At 49.6% G+C, this 26285-nt stretch carries 22 protein-coding genes, 3 pseudogenes and 2 riboswitches; of the genes and pseudogenes, 9 read left to right on the top strand and 16 right to left on the bottom strand.

Annotated features, from left to right (window positions below; genetic code table 11):
• Positions 1–14 precede the first annotated feature (14 nt).
• The 7 genes from AYR61_RS02750 to AYR61_RS02720 all read right to left on the bottom strand — a co-directional run bounded on the left by AYR61_RS02750 (position 15) and on the right by AYR61_RS02720 (position 8149).
• Entirely contained in the window at positions 15–896 is an 882-nt protein-coding gene (locus AYR61_RS02750) for a PfkB family carbohydrate kinase (protein WP_056987984.1), read from the bottom strand.
• On the bottom strand, positions 896–2266 hold the full coding sequence (locus AYR61_RS02745) for a purine-cytosine permease family protein (protein WP_056987985.1): 1371 nt from the start codon (positions 2264–2266) through the stop codon (positions 896–898). Before AYR61_RS02745 ends, AYR61_RS02750 begins: the two co-directional genes overlap by 1 nt.
• Before the next feature lie 21 nt (positions 2267–2287).
• Positions 2288–3286, bottom strand: a complete 999-nt coding sequence (locus AYR61_RS02740; protein WP_156770450.1) for an ADP-ribosylglycohydrolase family protein — start codon at positions 3284–3286, stop codon at positions 2288–2290.
• Positions 3287–3472: 186 nt separating this feature from the next.
• Positions 3473–4234 carry an NUDIX domain-containing protein gene (locus tag AYR61_RS02735; RefSeq protein ID WP_054708437.1) on the bottom strand — a complete coding sequence of 254 codons (762 nt, stop codon included), beginning with the start codon at positions 4232–4234 and terminating at the stop codon, positions 3473–3475.
• An 80-nt stretch (positions 4235–4314) separates the two neighbouring features.
• Positions 4315–5487 carry an MFS transporter gene (locus AYR61_RS02730; protein ID WP_065901572.1) on the bottom strand — a complete coding sequence of 391 codons (1173 nt, stop codon included), beginning with the start codon at positions 5485–5487 and terminating at the stop codon, positions 4315–4317.
• 181 nt (positions 5488–5668) lie between these two features.
• Entirely contained in the window at positions 5669–7456 is a 1788-nt protein-coding gene (gene lepA, locus AYR61_RS02725; protein WP_065901570.1) for a translation elongation factor 4, read from the bottom strand.
• Between the two features lie 240 nt (positions 7457–7696).
• The gene (locus AYR61_RS02720) at positions 7697–8149 is read right to left on the bottom strand and encodes a pyridoxamine 5'-phosphate oxidase family protein (RefSeq protein ID WP_065901565.1); all 453 of its coding nucleotides are present in this window, start codon (positions 8147–8149) and stop codon (positions 7697–7699) included.
• A 149-nt stretch (positions 8150–8298) separates the two neighbouring features.
• Between AYR61_RS02720 and AYR61_RS02715 the strand changes: the two genes are divergently transcribed.
• From AYR61_RS02715 to AYR61_RS02695, 5 genes and pseudogenes are all read left to right on the top strand, one after another.
• Positions 8299–8736 carry an Rrf2 family transcriptional regulator gene (locus tag AYR61_RS02715; RefSeq protein ID WP_054708441.1) on the top strand — a complete coding sequence of 146 codons (438 nt, stop codon included), beginning with the start codon at positions 8299–8301 and terminating at the stop codon, positions 8734–8736.
• 240 nt (positions 8737–8976) lie between these two features.
• Positions 8977–9903 (top strand): annotated as a pseudogene (locus tag AYR61_RS02710) (ABC transporter ATP-binding protein).
• Positions 9904–9917: 14 nt separating this feature from the next.
• Entirely contained in the window at positions 9918–11441 is a 1524-nt protein-coding gene (locus tag AYR61_RS02705) for an ABC transporter permease/substrate-binding protein (protein ID WP_065901563.1), read from the top strand.
• 20 nt (positions 11442–11461) lie between these two features.
• Positions 11462–12325: an SDR family oxidoreductase gene (locus AYR61_RS02700; protein ID WP_054708443.1), complete on the top strand. Its 864-nt coding sequence runs from the start codon at positions 11462–11464 to the stop codon at positions 12323–12325.
• 196 nt (positions 12326–12521) lie between these two features.
• Entirely contained in the window at positions 12522–13937 is a 1416-nt protein-coding gene (locus tag AYR61_RS02695; protein WP_065901561.1) for a DHA2 family efflux MFS transporter permease subunit, read from the top strand.
• Positions 13938–13999: 62 nt separating this feature from the next.
• Here AYR61_RS02695 and AYR61_RS02690 read toward each other — a convergent pair whose 3' ends face one another.
• From AYR61_RS02690 to thiS, 5 genes and pseudogenes are all read right to left on the bottom strand, one after another.
• Complete coding sequence (locus AYR61_RS02690) at positions 14000–15235, bottom strand: dicarboxylate/amino acid:cation symporter (protein WP_065901558.1); 1236 nt, start codon at positions 15233–15235, stop codon at positions 14000–14002.
• A gap of 11 nt (positions 15236–15246) precedes the next feature.
• Positions 15247–16476: a hydantoinase/carbamoylase family amidase gene (locus tag AYR61_RS02685; protein ID WP_225356507.1), complete on the bottom strand. Its 1230-nt coding sequence runs from the start codon at positions 16474–16476 to the stop codon at positions 15247–15249.
• 2 nt (positions 16477–16478) lie between these two features.
• A complete protein-coding gene (locus AYR61_RS02680; protein ID WP_054708450.1) occupies positions 16479–17258 on the bottom strand; it encodes a thiazole synthase in 780 nt (259 codons plus the stop codon).
• A 16-nt stretch (positions 17259–17274) separates the two neighbouring features.
• A pseudogene (gene thiF, locus AYR61_RS02675) lies at positions 17275–17935 on the bottom strand (sulfur carrier protein ThiS adenylyltransferase ThiF).
• Positions 17936–17945: 10 nt separating this feature from the next.
• Entirely contained in the window at positions 17946–18146 is a 201-nt protein-coding gene (gene thiS, locus AYR61_RS02670; protein ID WP_054708454.1) for a sulfur carrier protein ThiS, read from the bottom strand.
• Positions 18147–18282: 136 nt separating this feature from the next.
• Positions 18283–18375, bottom strand: a riboswitch (TPP riboswitch).
• Positions 18376–18596: 221 nt separating this feature from the next.
• On the opposite strand from thiS, the gene thiE reads away from it, so the two are divergent.
• The 3 genes from thiE to AYR61_RS02655 all read left to right on the top strand — a co-directional run bounded on the left by thiE (position 18597) and on the right by AYR61_RS02655 (position 21309).
• The gene (gene thiE / locus AYR61_RS02665; RefSeq protein ID WP_056987989.1) at positions 18597–19226 is read left to right on the top strand and encodes a thiamine phosphate synthase; all 630 of its coding nucleotides are present in this window, start codon (positions 18597–18599) and stop codon (positions 19224–19226) included.
• Positions 19227–19267: 41 nt separating this feature from the next.
• Positions 19268–19368: riboswitch (TPP riboswitch) on the top strand.
• A gap of 89 nt (positions 19369–19457) precedes the next feature.
• The gene (locus AYR61_RS02660; RefSeq protein WP_065901556.1) at positions 19458–20756 is read left to right on the top strand and encodes an acetylornithine deacetylase; all 1299 of its coding nucleotides are present in this window, start codon (positions 19458–19460) and stop codon (positions 20754–20756) included.
• Between the two features lies 1 nt (position 20757).
• Complete coding sequence (locus AYR61_RS02655; RefSeq protein ID WP_054708460.1) at positions 20758–21309, top strand: ECF transporter S component; 552 nt, start codon at positions 20758–20760, stop codon at positions 21307–21309.
• A gap of 41 nt (positions 21310–21350) precedes the next feature.
• Here the strand turns inward: AYR61_RS02655 and AYR61_RS02650 are convergent, their stop codons facing one another.
• The 3 genes from AYR61_RS02650 to AYR61_RS02640 all read right to left on the bottom strand — a co-directional run bounded on the left by AYR61_RS02650 (position 21351) and on the right by AYR61_RS02640 (position 24449).
• Entirely contained in the window at positions 21351–22289 is a 939-nt protein-coding gene (locus tag AYR61_RS02650; RefSeq protein WP_065901553.1) for an alpha/beta hydrolase, read from the bottom strand.
• A 1-nt stretch (position 22290) separates the two neighbouring features.
• Entirely contained in the window at positions 22291–23514 is a 1224-nt protein-coding gene (locus tag AYR61_RS02645) for an MFS transporter (protein ID WP_065901550.1), read from the bottom strand.
• A gap of 107 nt (positions 23515–23621) precedes the next feature.
• Entirely contained in the window at positions 23622–24449 is an 828-nt protein-coding gene (locus tag AYR61_RS02640) for an AraC family transcriptional regulator (RefSeq protein ID WP_065901548.1), read from the bottom strand.
• A 211-nt stretch (positions 24450–24660) separates the two neighbouring features.
• Between AYR61_RS02640 and AYR61_RS02635 the strand changes: the two are divergent.
• Positions 24661–25635 (top strand): annotated as a pseudogene (locus tag AYR61_RS02635) (pyridoxal-phosphate dependent enzyme); the annotation flags it as partial.
• Between the two features lie 48 nt (positions 25636–25683).
• On the opposite strand, the gene AYR61_RS02630 reads toward AYR61_RS02635, so the two are convergent.
• On the bottom strand, positions 25684–26205 hold the full coding sequence (locus AYR61_RS02630; protein ID WP_054708473.1) for a folate family ECF transporter S component: 522 nt from the start codon (positions 26203–26205) through the stop codon (positions 25684–25686).
• Between the last annotated feature and the right edge of the window lie 80 nt (positions 26206–26285).

The raw sequence follows: 26285 nt of genomic DNA, 5'->3' as shown, positions 1-26285 counted from the left end.
AAATAAAATTGCCGCTACCGCAATAAACTGCCACTTTCCATTCCGACCACATAACCGGCTAACCGATTCGCCTGGGTCACAGCCTCAAGCAACGGTTGGCCTTGACTTAACGCAACCAATAACCCGCCACAGTGGGTATCGCCCGCACCAATCGTATTGACAACGGTCACGGTGTCAGCAGGCACCAGCGCCGTTGTTTGCCCATCGGTAAAATAACAGCCCTCGGCGCCAAGGGTCACGACAACGGGCTGGTGGGTCAAGGCTACCAAGTGCGCTGTTTTTTGGGCGACGGTCGCAGCACCCGGCACCAGTGTGTTGAGCTCCGTTTCGTTGCAGTGCACCATCACACCTAGTGCCCACAATCGTTGCCAGGTCGTTTCAGACAAGAATGCCGCTCGTGGTGAGGCGTCAACTAACACGGTGGCATCGGGCCGCTTACGGGATAGGGCATCAAGAATAACTGCCGCGGTGGTGTCGTTTTCCAACTCATAGCCGCTGACGTAGAAGGTGTCGTAGTCGCTGAGGGTCAGCCGGTCAAACCACTCGGGCTGCCATAGCTGTTCGACGCCGTTGATGGTCAAAAAACTTCGCTCACCGTTGGGCTCAACGTACGCCACATCCCAGCCGTTATCGGCGTCGGGGACTGAAAGCAGCTGTTGAATGCGGGATTGGCGCATCGTCTGTCGAATCTGGTCAGCGTACTGTCCCTGACCAACGGGCACAAAGAGGTCGGCGCTTGCCTTAAGGTACTGGATGGCGCCGTAAACGTTGAAGGCGGACCCGCCCACCCGGTACCCCTGGAGGATGCCGGTGATATCTTCGCCCGTTTGCGGTAGTTTGGGCACGTGTACCAAAACATCGACGAAGGCCGCGCCAATCACCAGAATCTTTGCCATTACGCCACCTCCTCACTGGACTTGGTCGTTCCAGAAATAAGGTGTGAAACGATAATGCAAACGATGGCCACGATGGCGGACACGAAGACACCTAGGCTGTTATCGCGGAAGATATCATGCGCAAACGGGCCGTTCCAAACGGCATTGTTGGTGAAGAGAAACCCAGTAACAGTAGCGATGATCCAAGAAATGATGCCGCCCCAGTTGTAGTGCACGGGACTGTCCGGCTGCATAAGGGATACCGCATAACCATTTTTGCGCGACATCACGCTATCGCCTAGGAAAATTGCGACCCAGCTGGCGAGGCAGATTCCCAAGAAGTTCAGAAAAATCTCGAAATTACTCAAAAAGTTGCCCGAAATAAAGAGGACGTAAATCGGAATGGCGATGATGATCACACCGTGAATCAGCAATGATGTCCGCTGTGACACGTTAATGCCGATGGTTGCCAAATTGATGCGCGCTGACCGTAACGAGATGATGCATTGCGGAATGAGGCCACCAGCCGCGACTAGGAAGTAGATCACGCCCAACCAACTTGGCAGGGCGGCGTACATGACGCCAAACGGATCGCCAGTCGTCGCGAGGGTCGGCTCGATGGTGCTGAGCAGCACCCCGCCGGCCATCAAGACAAAGAGCGGCACGGCACCACCCATGGTCGTTGACCAAAACGTCGCAGCGGGTTTAGTACCAGGCTTGGCATAGGCGCCCCAGTCGGCAGCTGCCATGGACCAGGAGATGCCTGATCCGGCGGCCACGATGCTGATGGCGGGTAACACGCCGGTGATCCAGTGTCCAGCCGGTAATTTGAGGGCTGCCGACCAGTGCGCTTTCACCAGAAAGATACCGAGAATCACGATGGTCAGAATTCCGAAAATATACGACAGCCAGGTTTGAATTTTCGCTAGTGTGGCTTCCTTTAAAAGACCCGATAACAGCACGAGACCGCCAAATATCACTAGGGCAATGCCACGGGTGACGTCATTTTTAACGACGTGAATGACGCCGAATAGGGAGACTAGCAACAGCGTTCCAGTGATGACGTTGACGGCTAGCCACCCCACCATGTTCAACCAGGCGATGGCGTTAGGAATCTTATTCCCGTGGGTGCCATAGGCTGCCCGACTGAGTTTAAACGTTGTGACGCCTTCACGCTGGCCCAGCATGGCGACCCAGCCAGGCACCAGAAAGGAGAGCGCGCCAATCAGAGCGGCCAGCAGGGATTGCAGAAAAGACAGGTGGTAGCTGACGATCATTGCACCAAAGACGAAGCCCATGATGCCAATGTTTGCGGCGAACCAATTGTAGAAGAGCTTGCTTGGCGTTAATGTTTTCTCTTGTTCGGGTACCTTGACAGGTTGTTCGTTCATATTGACCCCTCCTGTGGGTGATTAGCGGACAGAAAACTGCGCTATTTCGTTGGCGTAGGTGGTGAGATCGTGCTCCGGGTTAGCGGTGTCGATCAGCGTGATCCAGTCTGGCGAGATGGTGTGCAGCCCGTTCTTGGCGCCGCAGATCGCAGTGGCCATGGCGCCGATGGTATCGGTGTCGCCACCAAGGTTGGCACAGAGCAGGGCACACCGTTTCACATCGCGCGTAAAATAGGCGATGGCTACAGCTGCTGGGATGCTTTCGGACACCATGGTGCCAGTACCAATCAGGGTATAAATGGCAGTCGCAAATCCGACTTCATCATCGCGATATTGGTCGGCCAATTGCAGTGCTAGACGCAACCGGTCATGGGTTCGGGCTGCCCAGGTCGGCGCGCCCTGCTGAAAGGCAAGGTCGTTGGCTGCTAATGCCACTTGGATGATCTGATCCCACGACTGATCATCAACGGCAGCGCAGGTCGCACCCGCAATCATTGCAGCACCGGCCAACGCAACGTCGGTGGCGTGGGTGATCCGGGTGATCTGGACGACCATGTCGACCAATTGTGGCAACTGGTGCGGGGAAAACAGAGCACCGATGGGCGCAATGCGCATCCCGGCGCCGCTTGTCAGCGCAGTCGTCGTAAACGGCGTCGGGTCTTCACCCTTGCGGATGGCGGTTAACGCGGCCTTGCTGCTGGGACCGAGGACGTTGTTTTCCCAGGCATGGACGGCCTCTGCCCAGGTTAAAATATGATGGACGAGGGCGGTTTGATCTGGAATCCAGTGGGTTTCGATCAGGGCATCTAAAATGGCAAGCGCTTGGTGGGTATCGTCCGTATACTGACCTTTAGTAAAGTGGCGGGCAATATCGTTATTGGCAGGGCCATCTAAGAACGTGGTGATACGGCCGAACTGATTTTGAATTTTGCCGACCGGCCAGAGTTCGGCAGGCATACCCATGGCGTCACCGATGGCCTGACCGTACAGGGTGCCAAGAATGTGGTCATTTGTGGTCAATTGAGAACTCCTTTCGAAATTTAAGTTGAAACGACTTTTATTGATGGACATCGACGACGGGTTGTTTAATCGACAGGTAGCCGTTAAAGGACAAGTGCACAATATAAAAGTAAATAATATCTAAACAGGTGTAAAATAAAAGTAGAAATCACTTCAATCCTACTTGTTAGATAAGATAGTTGATTTCTACTCGTTCGTCAAGTCAAAATAGTTGAGCTGATACTCCTTTGCCGGTCGGCCGGGGTGCTTAGCACTGCTGGTACCAACCGGTTTGAAAAGGTGCTTATGGTTCTTTTTGAAATTGGAATTATCGATCGATTCGAGCGGCACTTGCTGAAAAACAGCGAAGACGGTGCGGGCGCGCTTTAACGTGAAGTAGTCGCCAAGAATCAGTAAGATATTTGGCTGGTAGTCCAATTTGTTACAAATACGTTGGCAGGCGACTTTTAAGATCCAGTCGTGATCAAACCCCAGCGTGGTATTCGGGTCGGCGCTACGGTCAGTTAGCTGGTTGTAGTAAGTGTCGTGATCTTTGATTGCCGTTGTGTGAAAAATAAGCTGGTCGTTTTGCAGGCGGTACTGGGTCGCTTCGTAGTCAAACGTGAACCACCTGGCATCCGCAGCCCCGTAACCGGCTGTTAGCGGCGGCATTTCAGGTAAAAACGTCATGTAGGCCAATGAGAGCGAGCGGTCGCCCGGCACCCGATTAGGCTGGGTGAAGGTGGCGAGCTGTTCGGTGTGGAAGCTGGCTAATTCTAGACCAATTTTTTCGCGAACCAGTCGTAACGCGGCGGTGTCAGCCGACTCTGACGGCCGCATGACCGTTTCAGGCAACGCCCAGTAGTCTTTAAATGGGGCGTCCGCCCGTTTGACCAGCAAGAGATTGACGTGTTTGGTCGTGTGGTCAAAGCTCCAGATAATGTTCGTAATGGTGATCTTAGGTTGCATGGCACTGCTCCTTTCGTGAGAATGGCTACGTCTATTTTACTTTAAATAGCCATAAAATTCACTACTTAGGGGCAATCTCACTAGTACTCGCGGCGGGCTAAAGCACCAATGATCAGCATCGCAAGCACAGCCATACCAATCCCCGCAATCGGCGTACTCATTAAGCCGACCTGTTCGACCAGTTGGCCGCCGGCAAAGGAACCGGCCATGACACCGACGTTAAACGCGGAAATGTTTAGGGCGGATGCCATTTGAACGTCTGCCGGCAAGAATTTTTCCGTTGCCTGCATGGTAAATAACTGTAAGCCTGGGACGTTCATGAAGGCCAGGAGCCCTAACAGCAAAATGAGGGCCAGACCAATAACTTGCAGGGATAAGCCAAACAGCATCGCAATCAGGACAACGGCCAGCGCTGCGAACATCATGAAGAGTGCTCGGAGCGGGTTTTCGTTTGCCAACCGACCACCCACTGTGTTGCCAACGGCGACTGCGATGCCGTAGATGATGAGAATAATGACGCTGGCGGAGGCGGCCCAGCCCTGTTTCGTGAGAATCGTGGTCAGGTATGTGTAGACTGGAGAGCTCGCACCATACCCAATGGCGGTTAAAATGAGCGACAGTAAGATCGTTGGTTGTTTTGCGATTCGCAACAAACTGCCGCGTTTGCCCTGCGCCGGCATTGGCAAGCCTGCGGGAACAAGAATAAAGTCGGCGACTAGACCAATTAGACCGACAAACGCAATCGTCACAAAGGACATGTGCCAACTCGCATGCTGGCCGATAAAGGTTCCCAGCGGTACACCGGTGACGGTGGCCACGGTCAGTCCGGTGAACATAGCAGCAATGGCGGATGCACGTTTATTCATGGGGACAACGTTGGCCGCAATCACCGTTGCGACGGTCATGAAAATGCCGTGAGCTAAGGCGGAAACAACGCGTCCGATTAACAAAACAGTGAAGTTCGGGGCAGCTGCAGTCAACAAGTTACCCACGATAAAGACGGTCATTATCAGTAAAATCAGGCGTTTGCGCGGAATCCGGCCCGTAATCGTCGTCAGCAGCGGGGCACCCACCATCACGCCAGCAGCGTACACCGAAACGGTGAGCCCCGCGGTGGCAAGACTAATGTGGAAGGCATCAACGATCATTGGCATCACACCCACGCTGATGAATTCGGTTGACCCAATCGCAAAGGCGCTAATGGCCAGTGCTAAAAGGGTGAGGGAAGGGGCAATTGTGCGTTCGTTTGTCATATCATTCTCCTTACTAATTGTTGGTTATATGTCAGCAAGAAACCATTATACGGGGAATGTCTGGGCAAACAAGTACGCACTATTTAGTGCCCTAGTACCTTTTTGGGTAGAATTGTGTGACGTGAGGTATTTGGAGCGCTAAAAAAAGAAGCAACGCCGATTGACGTTACTTCTTTAGTCGTTACGATTCAATAGTCAAGATTGCATCAAACACTTCTTGCGGCAGCTCAATATCACTGTGAGCAGCTGCACGTTTGTTGCTATTTTGACGTCGTAAGAGTTGCTGCTTTTTTGAAATACTGTGCGACTCACCATTGACCGCGGCGTTTTTGCGCAGCGGAGGAATGTCCACCCGCGCAATGGATTTGCCCTCAACGATAGCCTGAACCGGCATTGGGTACAGCCGGCGCGGCACCACGTACTTGAGCTTATGGACCAGTTCTTGTGTTTGGTCGGCAACATCGCTTCGATAGGTGACAAATGTGAGCGCATCAACCCTGGCGTAGTTGATCTGAACATCAACTCGCACCACATCTGCTGGTGCGTAGCCATCAAAGCGCGTTGAAAGGCTAGCGTAGCCGTGGGTCAGGGACTTCAATTCATTGAAAAATGAGTACGCAATTTCGGCTAACGGAATCGTGTACGTCAAGACAACCAGGTCGTCTTGATTCGCCATATCGACAAACTCACCCTTATGCTGATTAGCTAAGCGCATGACATCATTTAATAGAGCTGCAGGTGTTGTGAGTTCGATCCGCATTCTCGGTTCTTCAACGTGTTCGATCTTGTTGAAATCTGGGAAGTGTTGGGGATTTGTTACCGTCAGGAGGTCACCAGTGCCGTTATTTTGCGTGACGCGATAAGTGACGTTGGGGGCGGTCACGATGACGTCAACACCGTATTCATCATGGAGCCGTTCCTTGATGATCTGCAGGTGAAAGATACCAAGAAAACCGCAATAAAATCCCGGTCCTAAGGCATCTGACACAGCATTGGCGACATGCAGTGACGGGTCGTTCAACGCGAGTTTGTTGATGGCATCCTTCAATGCTGAATAGTCGTCTTGAGGGTAAATACCGGCAAACACCATGGATTGCGCAGGCGCATAGCCTGGCAATGCTGTATTTGTTGGGTGTTGTGTTTCAGTTAGCGTATCACCGACTCGAACAAGCTGTGGATCCTTGACGCCGGTGATGACGTACCCAACGTCGCCAGCATGAAGTTGGGTTTGCGCTAGTCGGTTGGGCGTTAGGATCCCGATCTCTTTCGTATTGAACGACAACGCGTTTGCCATTAATGTCAGGTTCGTCTGGGCGGAAAGAACGCCTTCAAACACTCGGACATAGGCAATGACGCCCTGAAAGGCATCGTATTCGGAATCAAAGACGAGGGCTTTCAGGGGCAATTGGTCGTTGGCTGTTGGCGCTGGCAACCGATGAACAATGGCCTCCAAAACGTCATGAACGCCTAATCCAGTTTTAGCTGAAATGGGTAAAATGGGGCTGTTCTTTAGTTCCGGGAACATGGTCCGAATCTGATTCTCGGTTCGGTCAACATCGGCACTGGCACTATCGACCTTATTGACCACGGGCAACACAACGATCCCCGCCTGACGTGCCAGTCGATAGTTCGCAACCGTTTGAGCTTGAACGCCTTGAGTGGCGTCGACTAAGAGGATGGCGCCTTCCGCTGCCGATAAACTTTTTTCAACCTCGTAATTAAAATCTACGTGTCCCGGCGTATCAATTAAATTAAATTCATACTCCTGACCATCATCCGCGTGGTAGATATTTCGGACGGTGCGTGATTTGACAGTGACACCATGTGCCTGTTCAACAGCCATGCTGTCGAGCAATTGGTCGCTGGCTTCTCGTTTTGTAATGGTGGCCGTCATCTCCATGATCCGGTCAGCCAATGTGGACTTACCGTGATCGATATGGGCGATGATGGCAAAATTTCTAATATTCATGATTTAGTTTCCTGCTTTCTGAAACGCGTTTCCATAATGGTGTTGCTAACTAATGGAAATGTGACCAGTCAGGAGACTACTCCTGACCTCAACTATCGTGCAGGAGTTCCGATGAAGAGAATTTCAGTAGACATGGTGATTCACCTCCGGATTTAAAATACACATGGTTTACTGTAGACAACTTTAACTGAACTTGCAATGACCAATAATGGCATAGCGTCATGTAGGGCATGGCATACGCTAGTTTCCCAGTTGAAACGCAGCCTGATAGGGAGGCGTGACGGACAGATCAAAGATTGCGACCGTTCCCTGGTACACCTCAAACACGCTCAGAGTGGCCTTCTTTTCCGGCGTTGGATACAGTTCTTTCATATAAGGGTTCTGGTCCATGATGTCGGCAAGGTAGGTGGTGCCGATCTCGCGGACATCACCTTCAACCGTAATGGCGTAAGACGACATGGTGTCAGTCCCGTGGCGACCGGTAATTGAAACGGCCGGATCAGCCTGCAGTTGTGTGTAAAATGGCTTAAAGTTGGCGGTTAGAAAGTAAAGTTTGCCATCTTTTGCGAGCATCATATCGATAATCCTTGATTTAGGGCGGTTATCGGGGCCCATGGTCGATAAAACGGTCGAGTGAATGTCGTTGACCAGCAAGTTGAGATAGTCATTGGCGGTCATATTTTCATGATTCATAATTGTGCCTTCTTTCAAATAAATGAGACGGATACTTGTTATTTATATTAATACTGGTTAGAATAGACGTCAACCGGAACAGTAACTTTGAATGTTACAGGAAATGCGTGTATACTGTGCACAGAATTCAAGGATAATAGGTGACTAAAATGAAATTTTCCCATAAATTAAGTGACGCCATCCATATCTTGGCGTACGTTGATATCTATAAGGATGATGACCTTTCAAGCAAGGCAATTGCGTTGAGTGTCGAGTCTAATCCGAGTTTAATTCGCCGGCTGATGTCGACCTTATCAAAGGCCGGCCTGCTGACAACGCGTCCAGGAACTGTCTCACCGGAACTGGGCCGAGCTGCCAGTGAGATCACCGTCTATGACGTTTATGAAGCGCTAGGTAAGGAAGACCTGTTGCACATTGATGATAAGACCAATCCGAAGTGCATCGTGGGCGGCAACATTCAGCAAACGCTGGATAGTGTTTACGATAAGGTGCAATCCGCAGCTGAAAACGTGATGGGTGCGGTGACGTTGCAGAGTATTATTGATGATATTTTGGTTCGGAAAAGCAAGCGTCAGACAGCTGAATAATTAGAGTAGCAGGTGAAGCATAGTCGAAAAAGGGGCTATGCTTTTTTGTTTGCAAAAAAATTGGCCTCACTTTAAATGTAGAGACCGCGTAAAAGAAAGCGATACCGAATAATCGATAATCCTGTATTTTATAAATTAACGGGTTGACGTTTTACTTTTACCTATTACAATGTAAATAACAAGTTGAACGAAATTGTTTTGAAGATAGGTGCCTCGAGCGGCATCAGGAGGCACAGAATTATGATTAGTTTTAAAGATGTCACAAAGGGGTACGGCAACGAGAACGCACTTAAAGATCTGTCATTAACAATCAACAGTGGCGAGCTATTTGTACTCGTTGGCCCATCAGGAAGTGGCAAAACGACGCTGCTTAAAATGGTTAATCGATTAATTTCACCAACATCAGGTCGCGTGTTTATTGACGATGACGATGTCGCCAGCATCGATGTTCAAGACCTGCGTCGGCATACCGGATACGTTCTTCAAACTGGGGCGCTGTTTCCGAATATGACGGTTGAACAAAACGCCAGCGTCCAACTAGAAGCGCTTGGTTGAGATGCAGACAAACAACATCAACGGATCAGTGAACTACTGGCACGCGTTGATTTAGATCCCGCAGTGTTCTTGGTGCGAAAGCCGAGTGAACTTTCCGGTGGTGAGGCACAGCGCGTCGGCATCGTTCGGGCCTTGGCTGCTAACCCAAAACTGATTTTGATGGACGAACCCTTCAGTGCGTTGGACCCGCTGTCAAAGCGGCAGCTGCAGAACCTGATTTTGAAACTGCATCATGAGCTGCCCACAACGTTCATTTTCGTGACGCATGATATGCAGGAGGCCATTAAATTGGCTGACCGATTGGCAGTGATTCATGATGGGACCTTGCAACAGTTTGGCACACCAAATGACATTTTGGCGAGTCCCACCAATGACTTTGTGCGTGACTTTTTTGACGATGGTCAGTCGCGGAAACAATTTATGAAACAGGTTCTCGCAGCGGGCTATGGGCGACCAGTTCAAACCGCCGATGAAGTGACTGTTTTGAAAGACGAAAACACGATTTACGACTGGGCTGAAGTGGTTGCTGAAACACCTGAAATGTTGGTTCAGGTCAATCAACAAGTTTTGACCGGTGCTGACTTAATTGCTTACATGTCAACGTTAGGGTAGGAGGAAGTATTAAAATGAATGATTCATTAATTAAGTATTGGCATTCCAACTCCCACGCAATCATTGGCGCACTTGGCACGCATATTGAAATTTCAGTGATTGCCGCTTTGATCACTATTATCATTGCCATTCCGTTGGCCGTTGCGCTGATCAATCACCGCCGCGCTGGCGAGTTTGTCTCACAGGTCGCAAGTGTGATTCAAACGATTCCAAGCCTGGCAATTTTAGGATTACTGATTCCAATTGTCGGGATCGGGACGGTTCCAGCGGTGATTACGTTGGTCTTGTACGCCATGATGCCGATTTATCAAAACACCTACGCTGGATTGACGAATATCGATCCCGTTTTGATAGAAGCTGCGGATGCCATGGGGGTCTCAAAATCGTTTAAACTGTTTCGGGTCGAAATCCCGTTAGCGATGCCCATGATCTTATCCGGGATTCGCATCGGCGTCGTCATGATTATCGGGACCGCCACCCTTGCAGCCCTGATTGGCGGTGGCGGTCTTGGGACGTACATCCTGCTTGGGATACAGTCCAACAACAATGCGGCGCTGATCATTGGGGCGGTTCTGGCCGCTGTGCTGGCGCTAGTTGCTAGTTGGCTGATTGGCCTTTTGTCGCACGTTTCCTTTAAAAAGTTAGGTATCGGCGTGTTGGTCGTTATTATTTTAGGCGGCTTGGGTTTTGGCGTTGATAAGTTAGCTACGCCGCACCGCGAGACCATTACCGTCGCCGGTAAAATGGGTGGCGAGCCTGAAATTTTAATTAGTATGTACAAAGATCTCATTGAACAGGACAATCCAAAAATTAACGTGGTTGTTAAACGTAACTTTGGTGGCACGAGTTTCCTGTTCAAATCCCTTCAGAGCAAGAAAATTGATATTTATCCCGAATTTACTGGGACGGTCCTGCAGTCGCTGGTCAAGACAAACCGGGATGTGAACCCGGATCCGAAAATTGCGTATCAGGACGCCAAAACCGATTTACAGAAACAAGATAAGATGACGCTACTGCAACCCATGCAGTATCAAAATGGCTACGGGATGACTGTTCGACGGTCAGTTGCGGAAAAGTACCATTTGAAGACCATTGCTGATCTGGCCAAACACCCGCAGTTTAAGGCTGCCTTTGATCCTGACTTTTACTCTCAACGGGATGGGTATCCCGGCTTGAAGAGGGCGTACGGTCTAAACTTCAGTTCTGTTCGGACAATGGAGCCGTCATTGCGGTATCAAGCGTTGCATGATGGTAAGGTAGATGTGACGGATGCGTATACAACGGATCCGCAGATCAAAAAGTACGATTTGGTCGTTTTAAAAGACAACAAGAGCTTCTTCCCCCCATATCAAGGAGCACCATTGATGCTGACCAGCTTTGCAAAGTCACATCCAGGCGTGGTCAAGTCACTGCATAAGCTGGCTGGCAAGATCTCCACCTCAGATATGCAGGAGATGAACTATAAAGTCACGGTTGAACACGAAAAAGCGTCGACCGTTGCTCGAGATTATTTGAAGACGCATCATATTTTAAACTAATTCTTTAGGAGGAATTGAACATGACAACATACACAATTACAGGTGCAACAGGTCACTTAGGCAGCATCGTTGTTCAGGATATGGTCAAGATGGTTGGCGCAGCGTCACTACAGGCGGCTGTTCACACCCCAGCGAAGGCAACAGCGCTGAATGACCAAGGCATCAAAACCGTGAAGGCCGACTACCTGGATGTGGATACGATGACCGCAGCCCTGCAGGGGACTGACGTGCTCGTTTACATTCCAAGTAAGACCTACGATGTGCTGCAACGGGTTACTGAGTTTGAGAACACGTTAACTGCGATGAAAAACGCTGGTGTCTCGCAAATTGTTTTCGTCAGCTTCTATGCTGATCAGGAAGACAATCCCTCCACCATGTCGCCATACTACGCCTACGCACCGCGGCGGTTAGCGGGTTCCGGCCTGCAGTACGCGGTGGTTAAGAACTCACTTTATGCCGATCCGCTGGTGCCTTATCTGCCTGAGTTAATTGAACGCCAAGCCTTGATCTATCCGGTTGGTGATGCTGCGATGTCATTTATCGCCCAAGACGATAGTGCTGAAGCCATTGCGACCGTTGCCGTGAAACCAGAATTGCGCAATAACGGTCAGGTGTACACGGTGACCCAGATTGAGGCCTATACCATGGATAAGTTGGGGGCAATTATGACTGAAGTTACCGGTAAAAAGATCGGCTACAAGCCTGTTTCCGTTGCTGAATTTGGCCGCATTTATGCGCCTGAGGGTGACGGCGATGAGCTGGGGTCGATGTACGCTGGTGGTGCCAAGGGTGAACTTGGTGCTGTCACAACCGACTTTAAGACGATTACTGGGCGTGACCCGGAAGATATGGCGCATTTTTTGAAGGCGCGGTATCAAAAATAATGGTGCGATTAAAAGAGCTTGCTGCTTAACCTAATAAGTGGCAGGTTTTTTTGATTGTAATTTTCACGAGGACTCCTATACTTGAAAGAGTTGTGCACGACCATTTTCACTGCGTTGAGTGCAACGATTGCACTATATTCTCGTTACCTCTTGGGGACATTTTAATGATGCCTCATTTGTAGAAAGGATCCTTATTTTGGAAAATCAAGCCATTCCCAAGAAGACGTTGCTTGCCATTCTTGGCGCAAGTCTAATGGCTTTTTGCGGCGTGCTCGTTGAAACGTCGATGAACGTGACATTCCCAACGCTGATGAAACAGTTTGGGTTACCCATGAACGTGGTCCAGTGGATCGCAACCGGGTACCTGTTGCTGGTTTCGTTAACCATGGCCACTTCGGCTTTTGTGCAACGTCGCTTTAAGATTCGCAGCATTTTTATTTTTGCCGGTCTGGCATTCATTGTCGGCAGTTTTGTGTGTGCATTAGCACCAAGTTTTACAGTGCTGCTGATTGGTCGGCTGATTCAGGCGGTGGCAACCGGATACGCCATCCCGTTGTTATTTGCAATTATTCTGCAGCAGATTCCCGTTGCGCGGTTAGGCTCATTCATGGGTCTTGGCAGTATGGTGGTTGGGATTGCACCATCGCTGGGCCCAACGTATGGCGGCATGAGCACGTATTTGTTTACGTGGCGTGAGATTTTCTGGTTTATTCTACCCGTCGTTGTCATCGCGGTGTTACTAGGGAGTTTCACCATTCCTCAGAAATTCGAAACACACCGTGATCCGTTTGACACGTTCGGCTTTATTCTGCTGGCGGTGGCGTTTTTCTTAGTTGCCGAAAGCTTTACAGATGCCGGTACCTATGGCTGGATCAGCATACAATTCTGGGGATTTCTGGTTGTTGGTCTACTTGTGCTGGCATGGTTTGCTTACCATTCCACACATTCAAAACGGATTTTATTGGACCTCGCTATTTTTAAATCACCAACGTTAGTGTTGAGTCTCATTCCATATTTTCTGTTACAGCTGATCAATATCGGTATCTCGTATCTGTTGCCAAACTATGGTCAATTAGTTTTCGGAGCCAACTCACTGGTTGCAGGGTCGGCCATCCTGTTAGGCAGTTTGGCCGCTGCTGTCATTCAACCGCTCAGTGGTCGGATGCTGGATAACCGCGGTGCGGCGGTACCCATTCGTATCGGTGGCGCCATTATCGTGATTGCGATGGTCTTGTTTGCCAGTTTTGGTCTGCATCTGACAAATACACTGATCGTCCTGTTTTATCTGGTTTTTGGTATCGGCTTTGGCTTTAGTTTTGGAAATGCCATGACCAATGGGATTCAACAGGTTGATTTGAAATTACAACAGGATGCCAACGCGATGTTCAGTACCAGCCAACAGTATGCGGGGGCAATTGGTACGGCAATTATGGCAACTCTGTTGACCAGCAGCCAGGAAAGCGGTAGACATTTGTCCCAGGCAGTTTTGTCAGCACAGGGCAGTGAACATGATTTTATATTGCTAGTGGTGCTATCAATCGTCGCCTTTGGGTTGATGATCGTGAACTTTAGAAAGCAAGCACAACTTAAGACAACAAAAAGTGTTTTTTAGACACTAAAAATCTCCTCTAAACGTCAAGTTTAAAGGAGATTTTTTGGTGTCTCGGCGAAGAACTAGTGCTTAACAGACACCTTATCACTATGATAAACAGCGCGGTCCAGCTCATCCTCGCCCGCGGCCAGCGCAATCGCAGTCGTGGTATCACCCACAACGTTAGTGACGGTCCGAAACATACCTGAGAACCAGTCGATGCCAGCGAATAATGCGATGCTCGACAGGGGAAGCCCCAGCGTTGGTACGATGATCGTTAGCGCCACCAGTCCGCCACCCGGGACCACAACGGTGCCAAGGCAGGAAAGTACGGATAGCAGCACGATTTGAACCAGTGCAATCGGTGTGACGCGGATGCCGTAAAGTTGCGTGAGCATGACGCACACCAAAGACAAATACATCGCAAGCCCGTTGCTGTTGAGTGCCATGCCAAGGGGTAAAACGAGTTGGCTGATTGGTTTGCTGACGCCAAGTTTGGACTGGGCATCACTCATTTCAACCGGCAACGCAACGGCGGAACTTGTGGTGGTAAAGGCCACCATGATCATTTGCGTAAAGCCGTGCACAAGGCCAATCAACGGCACTTTCGCCACCCAACTGATGACGCAGAAGAGCGCAATGAGAAACACTGCGGTTGCCAGACCGTAAATCAGCAGAAAGGTCAGCAGCGGCAGAAAAACTTGGCTGCCATTGTCCGCAACAACGCCTGCGATAAGGGCAGCGATGCCAAGCGGGGCGGCCTTCATGATCAGCATTACTAGCTTAACGGTCAGTTGATTAGTTTGTTTAACCAGCGTCAGAACTTGGCTGAACTTACCGTCTTTGTTGGCTTGACTCAGGACGAGGCCAAACAGGATGGCGAAGATGATCACCTGAATGACGTTGCCCTTAGCGAGGGCGTCAAAGATATTGGTTGGAAAGAAGTTCAGGATGGTTTGACTGATGTTGGTCGGGGTGTTGAGGTGGACGGGGGTCTTGCGCAACTGGTCTAAGTGGACGCTCAGGCCAGGTTTAAAAAGCAGACCAGTGCCTAGTCCAACCAGGGCGGCCAGCAGGGTGGTCATGAGAAACCAGAGCCCAGTTTTGGCACCTAACCGGCCGAGGTCACGCGGGTTCAGACTGCCGAGGGCTTCGATAACAGCACCGAAGATCAGCAGCACGACTGCCATTTGGATGAGTCGTAAGAAAATATCACCCACCACAGTCACGCCGCTGACGTTTTTGCCAAACAACATTCCGGCAATGGCACCCACTAGCATGCCAATGGTGATTTGGGTGGTCAGACTGACTTTGTGCATGCGGGGCCTCCTCAATAGGCTTGCTGGAACAGACTTGCGGTGAGCAGTTTAATGCAAGCAGCTAAATCCTCTGGTGCAGTGTATTCGTTTGGCGCGTGGCTGATGCCGTTGACGCTGGGCACGAAGATCATGGTGGTTGGGGTGACCCGGCTCATGATCTCACTGTCGTGGCCAGCACCCGAGTCCATCACCACGGGATCAAATCCGAGTTGGGTGGCTAACATGCGGTTAGCTGCCAGTAAGGGGGCGGCTAACGGTGCCGGCTTATCGTGCACCCACCTGATGATCGACGCGGTGATGCCGGGCGCTGATGTTTGATTGACGAGGTGGCGCATGGCCGTTTCAAAGGCGCCTAAGACAGTGTCGTCAGCGTGCCGGCAATCAACTGTGAAGACAACCTTACCGGGGATGACGTTTGACGTGTTCGGCGAAACCGTCAGCTGACCCACTGTGAATGTGAGTTGCGACTCTGCCGTTGCTGCGGTCACACGCAACTGTGACATTAAGGTGATGGCAGCCTGTAGTGCATCGTGCCGCTGGTTCATGGGCGTGGTGCCCGCGTGATTGGCCGTGCCGGTTACGGTGATCGTGAAACGACGCTGGCCCACAATGGCGCTGACGAGTCCAATCGTGCGGCCAGTAGTGATCAGACGCGGTCCCTGCTCAATATGCAGTTCGGTAAACGACTTGGGCAGAGCTGGCAGCTGCCGAGTGACGCCAGGGAGTTGCTGCAGCTGGGTTACTGCGGTGATCCTTGCGGTGTCAAATGATGCGCCGCTATCATCGGTCAACCCAGTTATATCAGCAAGCCTGGCGTAGTGTTTGGACCCACTGAATGTGGTCGGAAAACGACTGCCTTCCTCTTCGCTAAATGAGATGGCGCGCAGCGTCTGATGCGGCTGGCCATGACGGTCGCGGAGGGTCAGCAATGCCTGAAGCCCACCCAGAACACCATACAGGCCGTCGAACTGGCCCCCGTGAACAACGGTGTCCATGTGAGAACCCGTCGCGATAGCTGGCGCTGTTGCGCGTCCCGGCAGATCCATGTAGACCGTGCCGTAGTCGTCGACGCTGACGCTCAGGTCTTGCGCCACTGCAAAAGCTATTAAGGCCTTTTGGGCAGCGACCCAGCGAGGTGTGTACACCAACCGATTTTGACCGGTCGTGCCATCGGAAAGGTGAATGATCCGCTGAAACAGGTCAGCGATTGCTGGCTGCATTGCCGTTTCATTGGTCATCATGGTTAGGCCTTCTGACTGACACCGGCCAGTGGTGATGAGGCCACCGCACCGTGTTCGATTACCCGTCCAGGACCCGCGAGGTAGGCTTTTCGACCCGCTTCAACGGCGAGACGAAAGGCTTCTGCCATTAACGGAATATCCTTGGCCGTTGCCATTGAGGTGTTGGCCATGATGGCATCTGCCCCCATTTCCATGGCTTCGGCCGCCTGACTTGGTCGGCCGATACCGGCGTCGATGATAATTGGGACGTTGATCTCGTCGATGAGAATCTGAATCAGGTCCTTGGTTGCGAGGCCTTTATTTGTGCCAATTGGGGCAGCCAATGGCATTACGGTGGCGGCACCAGCATCGACAAGACGACGGGCAGTGTTGAGGTCCGGCAACATGTATGGCATCACGATGAAGCCTTCCTTTGCCAAAACTTCAGTCGCCTTAACGGTTTCTTCGTTGTCCGGCATGAGGTACTTTTTATCCGGAACGACCTCCAGCTTGATGAAGTCGCTGCCGCTGAGTTCGCGGGCAAGACGAGCCGTTCGAATGGCTTCTTCAGCGTTAGACGACCCAGAAGTGTTGGGTAAAATCGTCACGTCCTTCGGGATGAAGTTGAGAATATTCTCCTCGGCTGAGGCGGTCCGACGCAGGGCCATGGTGATGATCTGGGCCTTTGCGTGCGTCACTGCAGCATCAATCAAATCGTAGGAGTATTTACCCGATCCGAGAATGAACCGGGATGAAAAAGTATGGTCCGCAATGGTGAGTAAATCCTGAGTATCAGTTGTCATTTATAAAACTCCTTTGTTAAAGTTCGGTCACGCCTAAAATCAATTGGGTGATCATGTTGGCTTCGTGTCCGGCAGCGACCATGACCCGTGGTGCCATTAATCCCTCTGCCCCCTTTGGATTCACCGTCGCCGGCAATGTAGAGGTTGGGGCGCGGATGTTTCGTGGTCACGGTGTTGGCACTGTGCACGCCGGCCATCCCGGTCCCCATAACGAGGGGGGTATCAGGAAAAACGGCGCTGACAGCATCCAACAGCAGTGCCTTTGCAGCTGGGTTATCAAAGGCTTCGCAGATGATGTCTGCGTCCTTGAATAGGTCGGGCACGTTGTCTCGGGTCACTTCCGTTTGGACGGTATCGATAGTCACAAACGGGTTGAATTCTTGCAGGTTCTGCTTCATTGCCACGACCTTAGGCATGCCCACCTGACTGAGTTTAAACTGTTGCCGGTTGAGGTTGCTGAGTTCAACGCTGTCAAAGTCGATCAGGGTCAGGCGACCGACACCAATTCTGGTGAGGGCGATTGCGATATTAGTGCCAAGACCGCCGCAGCCAGCGATAACAACGTGGGTAGCCGTCAATTTTTCAGTGGAATCCTTGACGTTGCGTTCCTTCATGCCGGCATAGACATCCGAAATGGGCATGCCTTGGATCGTTGGTTCCGTAACTGTTTCTGACATAGTGTCCCTCCTAGCGTCCGCCACCGACAAAGGAAATGAGTTCCACCTTGTCGTTTTCGTTAAGTTGCGTGTCGTCAAACTGTGGTCGGTGAATGATCTCACCGTTCAATTCCACCACCACGTTGTCAATTGGTGCGTCACGGGCAGTTAAAAACGCCGTGATCGACTGGCCGGCAACGTGCTGTTCTTCTGTCCCATTTACAATAACCATCAAAAAAGCCTCCTCTTCAGATACCCGAAGCAGGAGACTGAAACCGCTTACTCAACCGGGTCGTGATGGCGCCGTCCCACAACCAAAAAGCGAGTCCGCTCTTTGATTGAAGGAGCGGGCTCGCCAGTTAAGTCAAGTCAGTTTTAAGTCGCGCTTCCTTCGGTAGTATCAACTACATCAGGTTCGATGGGTATTATCTCAGCCGTTGCCGGCACCCCAGACGAACTTTGCATATTTTGTTTTGCGTCACTAGGTGTGACTTCGCTTATATTTATAACCGACTCGATTTAAAATGTCAACCGAAGACGTTTTTGTTGTTTTTCTTGTTTTTTTGCTCTGATGAAGCAATTTAATTTTGGCGCTCGGTGAGGGTGAGTCTGACTATACAAGCGAGAAATTGTTCGTTAGAATGCGAGTGCAATACTATTTTTGAGTCGGGAGGATGGTTTCATGACCCTAACAAACAGACCGTTATACCTTGTAACTGACCGAACCGGATTAACGGATGACACCTTTTTTGAACGGTTAGAACTTGCTTGCCAGGCTGGGGTTGACCTCGTTCAACTACGGGAGAAGACGTTGGCCAGTGGTGACTATTTCCGATTGGCACAACGCGTCAAGATGATTACTGACCGCTACGACCTGCCATTACTGATCGATGACCGGTTGGACATTGCCCAGGCGGTGGACGCTGCCGGCGTTCACGTTGGTCAAAGTGATCTGCCAGTGGCGGTCGTTCGCCAAATTTTGGGACCGGATAAACTCATCGGTGCCACTACCAAAACGATTGCGCAAGCTGACCGGGCAGTGCGTGAGGGCGCGGATTATCTGGGCGTCGGTGCTATTTTTCCAACGACGACCCACGTTAAGACGGTGCGTACCAGCGTCGATACGTTGGCAGAGATTAAAGCGCGGGTGCCGATTCCAGTCTATGCGATCGGTGGGTTGAAGGCCAGCAATGTGGCGGCAGTTCAGCCCGCTCACGTGGATGGCGTCGCAGTTGTTTCGGCCATTATGCAAGCGGAGGATACGATTGCTGCAACAGAGGCACTGCGGACAGCTGTCCTGAAAGTATTGTGAGGTTTCACTTGTAATTCGCCAACACTTATGGCATGATTTGAATCAAAAGCGAGGGGAGCCCCATGTGGGCTGAGACGGTTAACGACCGGACCCTTTGAACCTGAGAGTTAGAACTCGCGTAGGGACGGCTATGAGACATGAAAACACGCGCGATTTCTAACCTCTTGACTGCTAGTTGAGAGGTTATTTTGCGTGGATCAACACGTCTGTCCCCTGAGGAACACAGAAAGGATGAGCAGTTTGGCAAAAGCGACAGAACAGGCACTGCTGCAGGCGCTTGAAGATCACCAGGATGACTTGTTTGAAAAATTAGGACAATTAGTTGCGTTCAAAACAGTGTCGCCAACGGCACGGAATACCACACCGTTACAAGAGATGATTACGACACAACTGGAAACGGCGGGGTTTGACGTCAAGACGCAGCCTTTCTATGACACGGATACGCTGGTGTCCGCGACCCTTCATGGTACTGATGCGAAGGCACACAACAGTCTGTTACTTAATGGCCATGTTGATGTGGCCACGATAGCTGACCAGGACTGGCAGACCGACCCGTTTACCATGCAACGCAACGGTGACTTGGTGATTGGCCGCGGTGTGAGTGATATGAAGGGCGCCATGGCCTGTTTTCTGTACTTGTTCGACCAGCTGAAGGCCCTTGGTGTGCAGTTGCCGGGTGATTTGAAATTCCAATCTGTCGTGGGTGAAGAGGCCGGTGAAGTTGGGACCAAACGGTTGCTGGAACAAGGAGAGACGGTGGATTTTGCGTTGGTTGGCGACACAAGTGATCTGCAGTTGCAGGGACAGGGTGGCGTTATTACTGGCTGGGTCACGCTCAAGAGTCAAAAAACCTATCATGACGGTAACCGCGTCAACATGGTGGCGGCTGGTGGCGGATTAAAGGCTGCTAGTATGGTCGAAAAAATGGTTGTGGTCATTCAAGCGTTGCAAACGCTGGAACACTATTGGGCGGTTACGAAGTCTTATCCGGGGTTTCCTGCGGGGACGGATACGATTAATCCGTCGTATATTGAGGGTGGAATTCACCCAGCATTTGTGGCGGATGAGGTGAGACTCTGGATCACTGTGCACTTTTATCCCGATGAAAATGTTGATGATATCACCGCTGAAGTGGAACAGCAGGTTCTTGCAGCGGCGACGGCTGATCCGTGGTTACGTGATAATTTGCCAACATTTGAATGGGGCGGTGAATCGATGCTCGTTGATAAGGGCGAGGTCTTTCCGTCGCTTGAATTGGATGAGGATTCGGCGGCTATTCAGTTGTTAGAAGTAACTCATGAGTCACAGATTGGTGAGGCACCAACTGTGACCATGTCAACGTCTGTCGCGGATGGTGGTTGGTTTGACTACTTCGGCATTCCGTGTGTGATATACGGACCAGGTACTATGTCACAGGCACATACCAACGATGAACAAGCCAGCTTTACCCAGTTATTAACCTACACAAAGATCATTGCCCGCTTTGTTTGGCAATGGTGTCACGCTGAGAAACCAGCGAAGGAGAATTAACATGCAAAAGAAAAAATTTCACCTACAGGATATTATTTTAATTGCCGTGATGGCCATCGTTTTTGGTGCCATTTTTGTTGGGACAGATTATTTGTACAACGCACTGTATATTGTGATTGGCCCATTTGCGAACGAAGTGTTGTTTGGGCTGTGGATCATGGCTGGACCTCTTGCTATTTTTATGACGCGGATTCCTGGTGCGGCCATTGTCGGCGAAGTGTTGGGCGCTGCCGCAGAAGTGATTTTCGGTGGCACCTTTGGTATCGCAGCGTTGCTTTCAGGTATTGTTCAAGGTATCGGGAGTGAAGTTGGGTTTACCATCTGGCGGTACAAACGCTGGGACTGGGTCAGTCTGCTCACTTCTTCCGTGACAACGACTGTCGTGGCGTTTGCGTATGAAGTATTTAAACTGGGTTATATTCATTATTCGCTGCCGATGATTGCCGCGTTGTTTACAGTGCGGTTGATTTCCGTCATTTTCTTCGGCACGGTGCTGGTGCACAGCATTTACAGCCTGTTGGCACGATCGCGCGTATTGAAATTTAATCGATAATAAAAAGGGCTTTGACTGGATCGGTCAAAGTCCTTTGTGTGCTAGTTTAAAGCATTTTTGATGAAGTCAAATGTAATTTGTAGCACATCTGGCGTAAAGAACGCATCAGATCCGTGGTCGCTTTGGTCGATCTTATAGAACGAGACATTCTGATGGTGTGCCTTGAGTGCCTGATACAATAAGACGCTTTGCTGAAATGGGACAAGCCGATCCTTATTCCCGTGCATGATTAAAAACGGCGGCAGTTTTTCGTCACCCACATAGGTGATGGGATTTCCCTTTTGAACAAGGTCGGGGACGTCATAAATGTGGTTGGTGCCGAAAAACTCACCTTCGAGACTATGCGCGGTGATGTGGTCTTGAGTCGAGGGTACTTTGTTCATTTTGCTGATGTCATTCGGACCATAAAAATCGATACATGCCTTATAATTCAGCGGTTGTTCAAGAACATCTTCGTCATTGAATTCTTGCAGGTTTGCGGTCACGACGGCCGTAGAAACAGTGTGGCCGCCGGAGGAATCTCCCCAAGCAAGATAGCGGTTAGCGTCTACGTGGTATTCGCTGGCATGACGTAACATAAAGCGCGTGGCCGTTTTCAAGTCTTTGATCTGTGCAGGAAAGGGGCTTTCTGGCGCCCATCGATATTCAACCATAGCAACCACGAATCCCTGGCTGGCGACGTGAATCATGTGTGCCATGTGATTGCCAAGTTGCTGCTTGTGAAAAGCTGACCCTTGAACCCACATGATGAGTGGGTACCGGTGAGGACTGTTTTCTGCCTCTGCTGGTGTAATGATGTGCAAATGTAGGGTCAAACCATTTTTAACTGCGTAAGGAATGTTGAGTTCAACGTGTGGATAACTTGGTGTAAGAGACACTTTTAAAGTCTTCATACCTTCTGGGACATCAGTGGCTTCTGGAAACTCACTATAACTGTAGTTTTTTGGTGAAATGTATTGAGTCATATCTCGCTCTGTCATATCAATCTGTTCCTTTCAAAATGCTTTTTTGTTTTTTCGTATCAGTAAAGTATTCATATATAAGTCCGAGAACTAAGATAAGTGAAAATGCGCTCGCAAAATTAAATGCAAATTGACTGGTATTGTTACCGAATACGTTAGCAAGAAAACTATAAACATAAGGGGCAATGAAATTAGCTAGTGAAGCAGCGGCCGTTGTTGCTGAGGTTGCATAGGCCGAATTGGCTGCAGTGGTATGTTTGTTCACAGCTGCAAACATGTAAGGCATGAAAAGTCCAAATCCTGCGCCGGTTAGCATCATTGCGATGTAATAGACAACTACGCCATGCGTAGTAGCAATTATCAAATTTCCCATAAAAAATAGTACCGCAGCAATAATACCGCCAAAACGTTTAGCAAATTTTATATAAAATCCAAACAAAAGACCGGTAATTAGACCAAGGACTGAATAAGCAACCATCATGTTGGCAGCACCTGTGGCTGTAGCAATGTGTTCTTCAACTACCGCTAAGTTGAAATCAATATTAACGCCACCTTGACCTAAGTTAAAAAAGAAAGTTAAAAGTACCCATACAATCACATCTTTTCCAAGATGCCTACTCGTACCATTGCTTGAATTTTCTGAATTATCAATACGCTGATTTTCGCCTTCGCCGGCTAATTTTTTTGGTAAGAAATGAAGAGTTAAGACGAATACGACTAGACCTAATAGATATATCAAGAATGCTGACCGCCAGTTGATCGTAATGAGTAGGCCAATTGCGAAGGTCAGAACTGTACCTGAAATTCCGATAACAGCACTTTGAATTCCCATTAAGGTATTTCGTACTTCACCAGTATAAAGATCAGCAATCATGCTTGTCCCGATAGGTTGAATTAAACCTAAACTAAGCCCTAGAAAAACTCTGCTGGCTAAAATAATTGGAAAATTATTTAATACCATTGGCAGTAGACCGCTAATTGTCCAAAGCAACGCGCCAAAAAGAATGACATTTCGTTTGCCGATTTTTGTTGCAAGAAAAGCTGCCGCAATTAAGGCGATGAACTGTGGTAAGGCAGTGATTGAAAAAAAAGACTGCAAGGTGGCTTTAGACACCGACGGAAAGGCTTGACGGAGACTTGGTAACAGAGCCGATGTTGCGCTGGCGCCGGTGATTAAAAATGTTGAAGATAATAACGCGATTTTAAAAGATAGGGAATCGCGATTGTCGGACGTTTGATTCATGATGGTGCCCCCATTTCGTAAGATGTAAACGCATTTCACAAATTAATATTAAAGCGCTTTCAAATACGACATTAAGCAATATTCTGCTGAGATTGGGGTGAATCCTGCTATTGATGGGTCAGCCGATACTGGTTTGGGGACTGAGAAAAGTGATGCTTAAACGCCACATTAAGCGCTTTGACGTTAGGAAAACCAGTCGTAAATGCAATGGCCTCCAGACTGTCTGAGGTTGTTAATAACTGTTTTTCTGCTGCTAATAGACGCCGACTTGTGACGTACACTAATGGCGATTGATTCAGATATTTTTGGAACAAATGCGCAAAGTAGCTGGCAGATAAGTTGGCAATTCCTGCCAATTTTTCCACGGTGATCTTTTCTTGATAGTGGCGGTCGATCCACGTGATGACTGGGGAGAGATGATCCATTTGTGCGGAGTAATGGGGTGTTCTTTTAGTGGCATCGGCCTGAGAATAGTGAGTAACAAGGTCACTCAAGATAAGATAGACTAAACCAATCTGCTCTGCCTGCGTGCCAGTAGTTGCCGGGTGGCGGGTCGTCTGATATAAGGTGTTAAAATAGCCTTGGAGCTGAGTATCATTTGGAATACGATTCTGGATGTGGGTTTCAATCGCGATATTACTGGCAGTCAGGATATCGTTTGGCAACATCACGGTCAGCGCGACTCGTTTATGGTCTGTGGGTAAGTCCAGACGGTGCACCTCGTACGGATTGATGACGACAACTTCACCTTTTGATTGGTCAAAGTGCTGACCGTTGACGGTGAAATTTGTGTTTTCACCAGTGATCACATAGGCGATTTCAAATGAGTGATGCCAGTGACTTAGGACACGGTGTGCAACGCCATTATCGTGAATGAGCAGGCGAAATGGCAGGTGTCGATTGGGCGTGATCGTTTCGTAGAAAATATCAGTCATGAGAATGCCTTTCGTTAGTATAAATAGTGCCATTTTTGCTGGCTTAGTGTATGCTTATTCTAATTGAATTCTAATAGGATTTGTTACAGCTACCATAGCACGGAATGGCTGATTGCCCAACTATTCCAGATTTGTAGCAGTTAAAGGAGTGTCCTAAATGCCACCATACAACCAATTACCTAAATTCAACTGAGGCTTTTTCCCAACACCAGTTCATAAACTAGAACAGCTATCTGAACAACTTGGCGTGAACCTATATCTGAAACGAGATGACCTGACCGGCCCCAATCTGTTCGGCGGCAATAAGATTCGTAAGCTTGAGTACCTGGTTGGCGACGCCTTAAAGCAGGGTGCAGATACCCTGATCACCTTTGGCGCAACGCAGTCTAATCACGCGATGGAAACCGCGGTAGCAGCGCGAAAGGCAGGCATGGATGCCATTTTATACCTTGAGACGATCACGCCCAACAAAGTGGGGGATGATCGGGCTAATATTCTGGTCGATAAAGTGTTAGGTGCGAAGATTCACTACGTCTCGATGGAAAACCGAACGGAAGCAGAAGCGGATGCGTTTGCGATGGCGGCAGCCAAGAAGGAAGCGGCCGAGCTTGCCAAATCGGGTCACAAGGCCTACATCATTCCGGTCGGCGGTGCAACACCAATTGGGTCAACGGGGTTTGCGCTTGGGTTTAAGGAACTGATGGCTCAATTACCCGATATTGACGTTGATTATATTGTGCAGGGGAGCGGCACCGGCGGCACAGCAGCCGGGTTGATTGCGGGTGCTAAGGCGTTTTCTAAACCAGACCATCCCACGCAGATCTTATCGATGAATGTTAGTCCGAAACCGGAGGAACATTATCAAAAGGTTGTCGATATTGCCAATGATGCGCTTGAATTACTCGGTTTAGCGCGGAATGTGACCTTGGCGGATACTCATTTTGACCAGTCTTACTTTGTTGAGGGGTATGAGATTCCGAGTGCGTCAGGGTCAGCAGCAATCCAGTTATTGGCACGAACGGAAGGTATTTTGACCGATCCAGTTTATACCGGAAAAGCGTTTGCGGGATTACTGGATTACGTCAAGACCGGGCAAATCAAACCTGGTAGTAACGTTGTGTTCTGGCATACTGGCGGTGTTTCGGCGCTGTTTGCTGAAGATAAGATCGTTGGGAAATTGTATTAAACTAAAAAGCCAGCCACCCTTTGTTGGGGATGGCTGGCGTTTTTGGTGTTAATCCAAATGACTTCTCTTCTGAATGATGGTGATGATATTTGATCTGAAAATAACAGTGAGCACCACCACGTAAATCACAAATGTAATGACTTCTTGTACGGTTCGAGTGGTCAGTAGGACTGACCAGTTGATTTGATACATGATGTGCAACCATAAACTATTTAACAAGAGATTGAGCCCCATTGTGACAATGAAACTCGAAATCATAATTTTAATGAACGATGGCGTGCGCTGTAAAAAGATACCGAACACAAGCCCCGTTAAAAAAGCGGTCAGAATGAACCCAGGGAAAAAACCGAACTTAGGGAATAAAATCATGCCAATTGTATACGCAATGGCTGCGATACTGGCTGTCCAGTAGGGTGAGAAGAGCTGGGCAGTTAAGGCAATGACAATAAAAGCGAAGGACAGTTTCATCGTTTGAAACTGGAGGACAAGAATACTATTTAAAACAACTTCAATGGCGACAAACATGCTGGCCAAAACGAGCTGTTTCAAGGGTGCAGAGGTGCGGGTCATTAGTGGGATTTTTCCTTTCGTGGCTGGGCGTCTAAGCGGGCAAATGAAGAGACCGTTGTAGCATTATTTTCTGAACTGCT

This window comes from Secundilactobacillus paracollinoides, assembly GCF_001702155.1.
Lineage (GTDB): Bacteria > Bacillota > Bacilli > Lactobacillales > Lactobacillaceae > Secundilactobacillus > Secundilactobacillus paracollinoides.
Note: the sequence above shows the minus strand (reverse complement) of the source record. Positions and strands in the feature narration are given on the sequence as shown.

Coding starts and splice junctions, on each gene's coding strand:
- AYR61_RS02750 (WP_056987984.1), bottom strand. CDS start 896: ATGGCAAAGATTCTGGTGATTGGCGCGGCCTTCGTCGATGTTTTGGTA.
- AYR61_RS02745 (WP_056987985.1), bottom strand. CDS start 2,266: ATGAACGAACAACCTGTCAAGGTACCCGAACAAGAGAAAACATTAACG.
- AYR61_RS02735 (WP_054708437.1), bottom strand. CDS start 4,234: ATGCAACCTAAGATCACCATTACGAACATTATCTGGAGCTTTGACCAC.
- AYR61_RS02730 (WP_065901572.1), bottom strand. CDS start 5,487: ATGACAAACGAACGCACAATTGCCCCTTCCCTCACCCTTTTAGCACTG.
- lepA (WP_065901570.1), bottom strand. CDS start 7,456: ATGAATATTAGAAATTTTGCCATCATCGCCCATATCGATCACGGTAAG.
- AYR61_RS02720 (WP_065901565.1), bottom strand. CDS start 8,149: ATGAATCATGAAAATATGACCGCCAATGACTATCTCAACTTGCTGGTC.
- AYR61_RS02715 (WP_054708441.1), top strand. CDS start 8,299: ATGAAATTTTCCCATAAATTAAGTGACGCCATCCATATCTTGGCGTAC.
- AYR61_RS02705 (WP_065901563.1), top strand. CDS start 9,918: ATGAATGATTCATTAATTAAGTATTGGCATTCCAACTCCCACGCAATC.
- AYR61_RS02700 (WP_054708443.1), top strand. CDS start 11,462: ATGACAACATACACAATTACAGGTGCAACAGGTCACTTAGGCAGCATC.
- AYR61_RS02690 (WP_065901558.1), bottom strand. CDS start 15,235: ATGCACAAAGTCAGTCTGACCACCCAAATCACCATTGGCATGCTAGTG.
- AYR61_RS02685 (WP_225356507.1), bottom strand. CDS start 16,476: ATGATGACCAATGAAACGGCAATGCAGCCAGCAATCGCTGACCTGTTT.
- AYR61_RS02680 (WP_054708450.1), bottom strand. CDS start 17,258: ATGACAACTGATACTCAGGATTTACTCACCATTGCGGACCATACTTTT.
- thiS (WP_054708454.1), bottom strand. CDS start 18,146: ATGGTTATTGTAAATGGGACAGAAGAACAGCACGTTGCCGGCCAGTCG.
- thiE (WP_056987989.1), top strand. CDS start 18,597: ATGACCCTAACAAACAGACCGTTATACCTTGTAACTGACCGAACCGGA.
- AYR61_RS02660 (WP_065901556.1), top strand. CDS start 19,458: ATGAGCAGTTTGGCAAAAGCGACAGAACAGGCACTGCTGCAGGCGCTT.
- AYR61_RS02655 (WP_054708460.1), top strand. CDS start 20,758: ATGCAAAAGAAAAAATTTCACCTACAGGATATTATTTTAATTGCCGTG.
- AYR61_RS02650 (WP_065901553.1), bottom strand. CDS start 22,289: ATGACAGAGCGAGATATGACTCAATACATTTCACCAAAAAACTACAGT.
- AYR61_RS02645 (WP_065901550.1), bottom strand. CDS start 23,514: ATGAATCAAACGTCCGACAATCGCGATTCCCTATCTTTTAAAATCGCG.
- AYR61_RS02640 (WP_065901548.1), bottom strand. CDS start 24,449: ATGACTGATATTTTCTACGAAACGATCACGCCCAATCGACACCTGCCA.
- AYR61_RS02630 (WP_054708473.1), bottom strand. CDS start 26,205: ATGACCCGCACCTCTGCACCCTTGAAACAGCTCGTTTTGGCCAGCATG.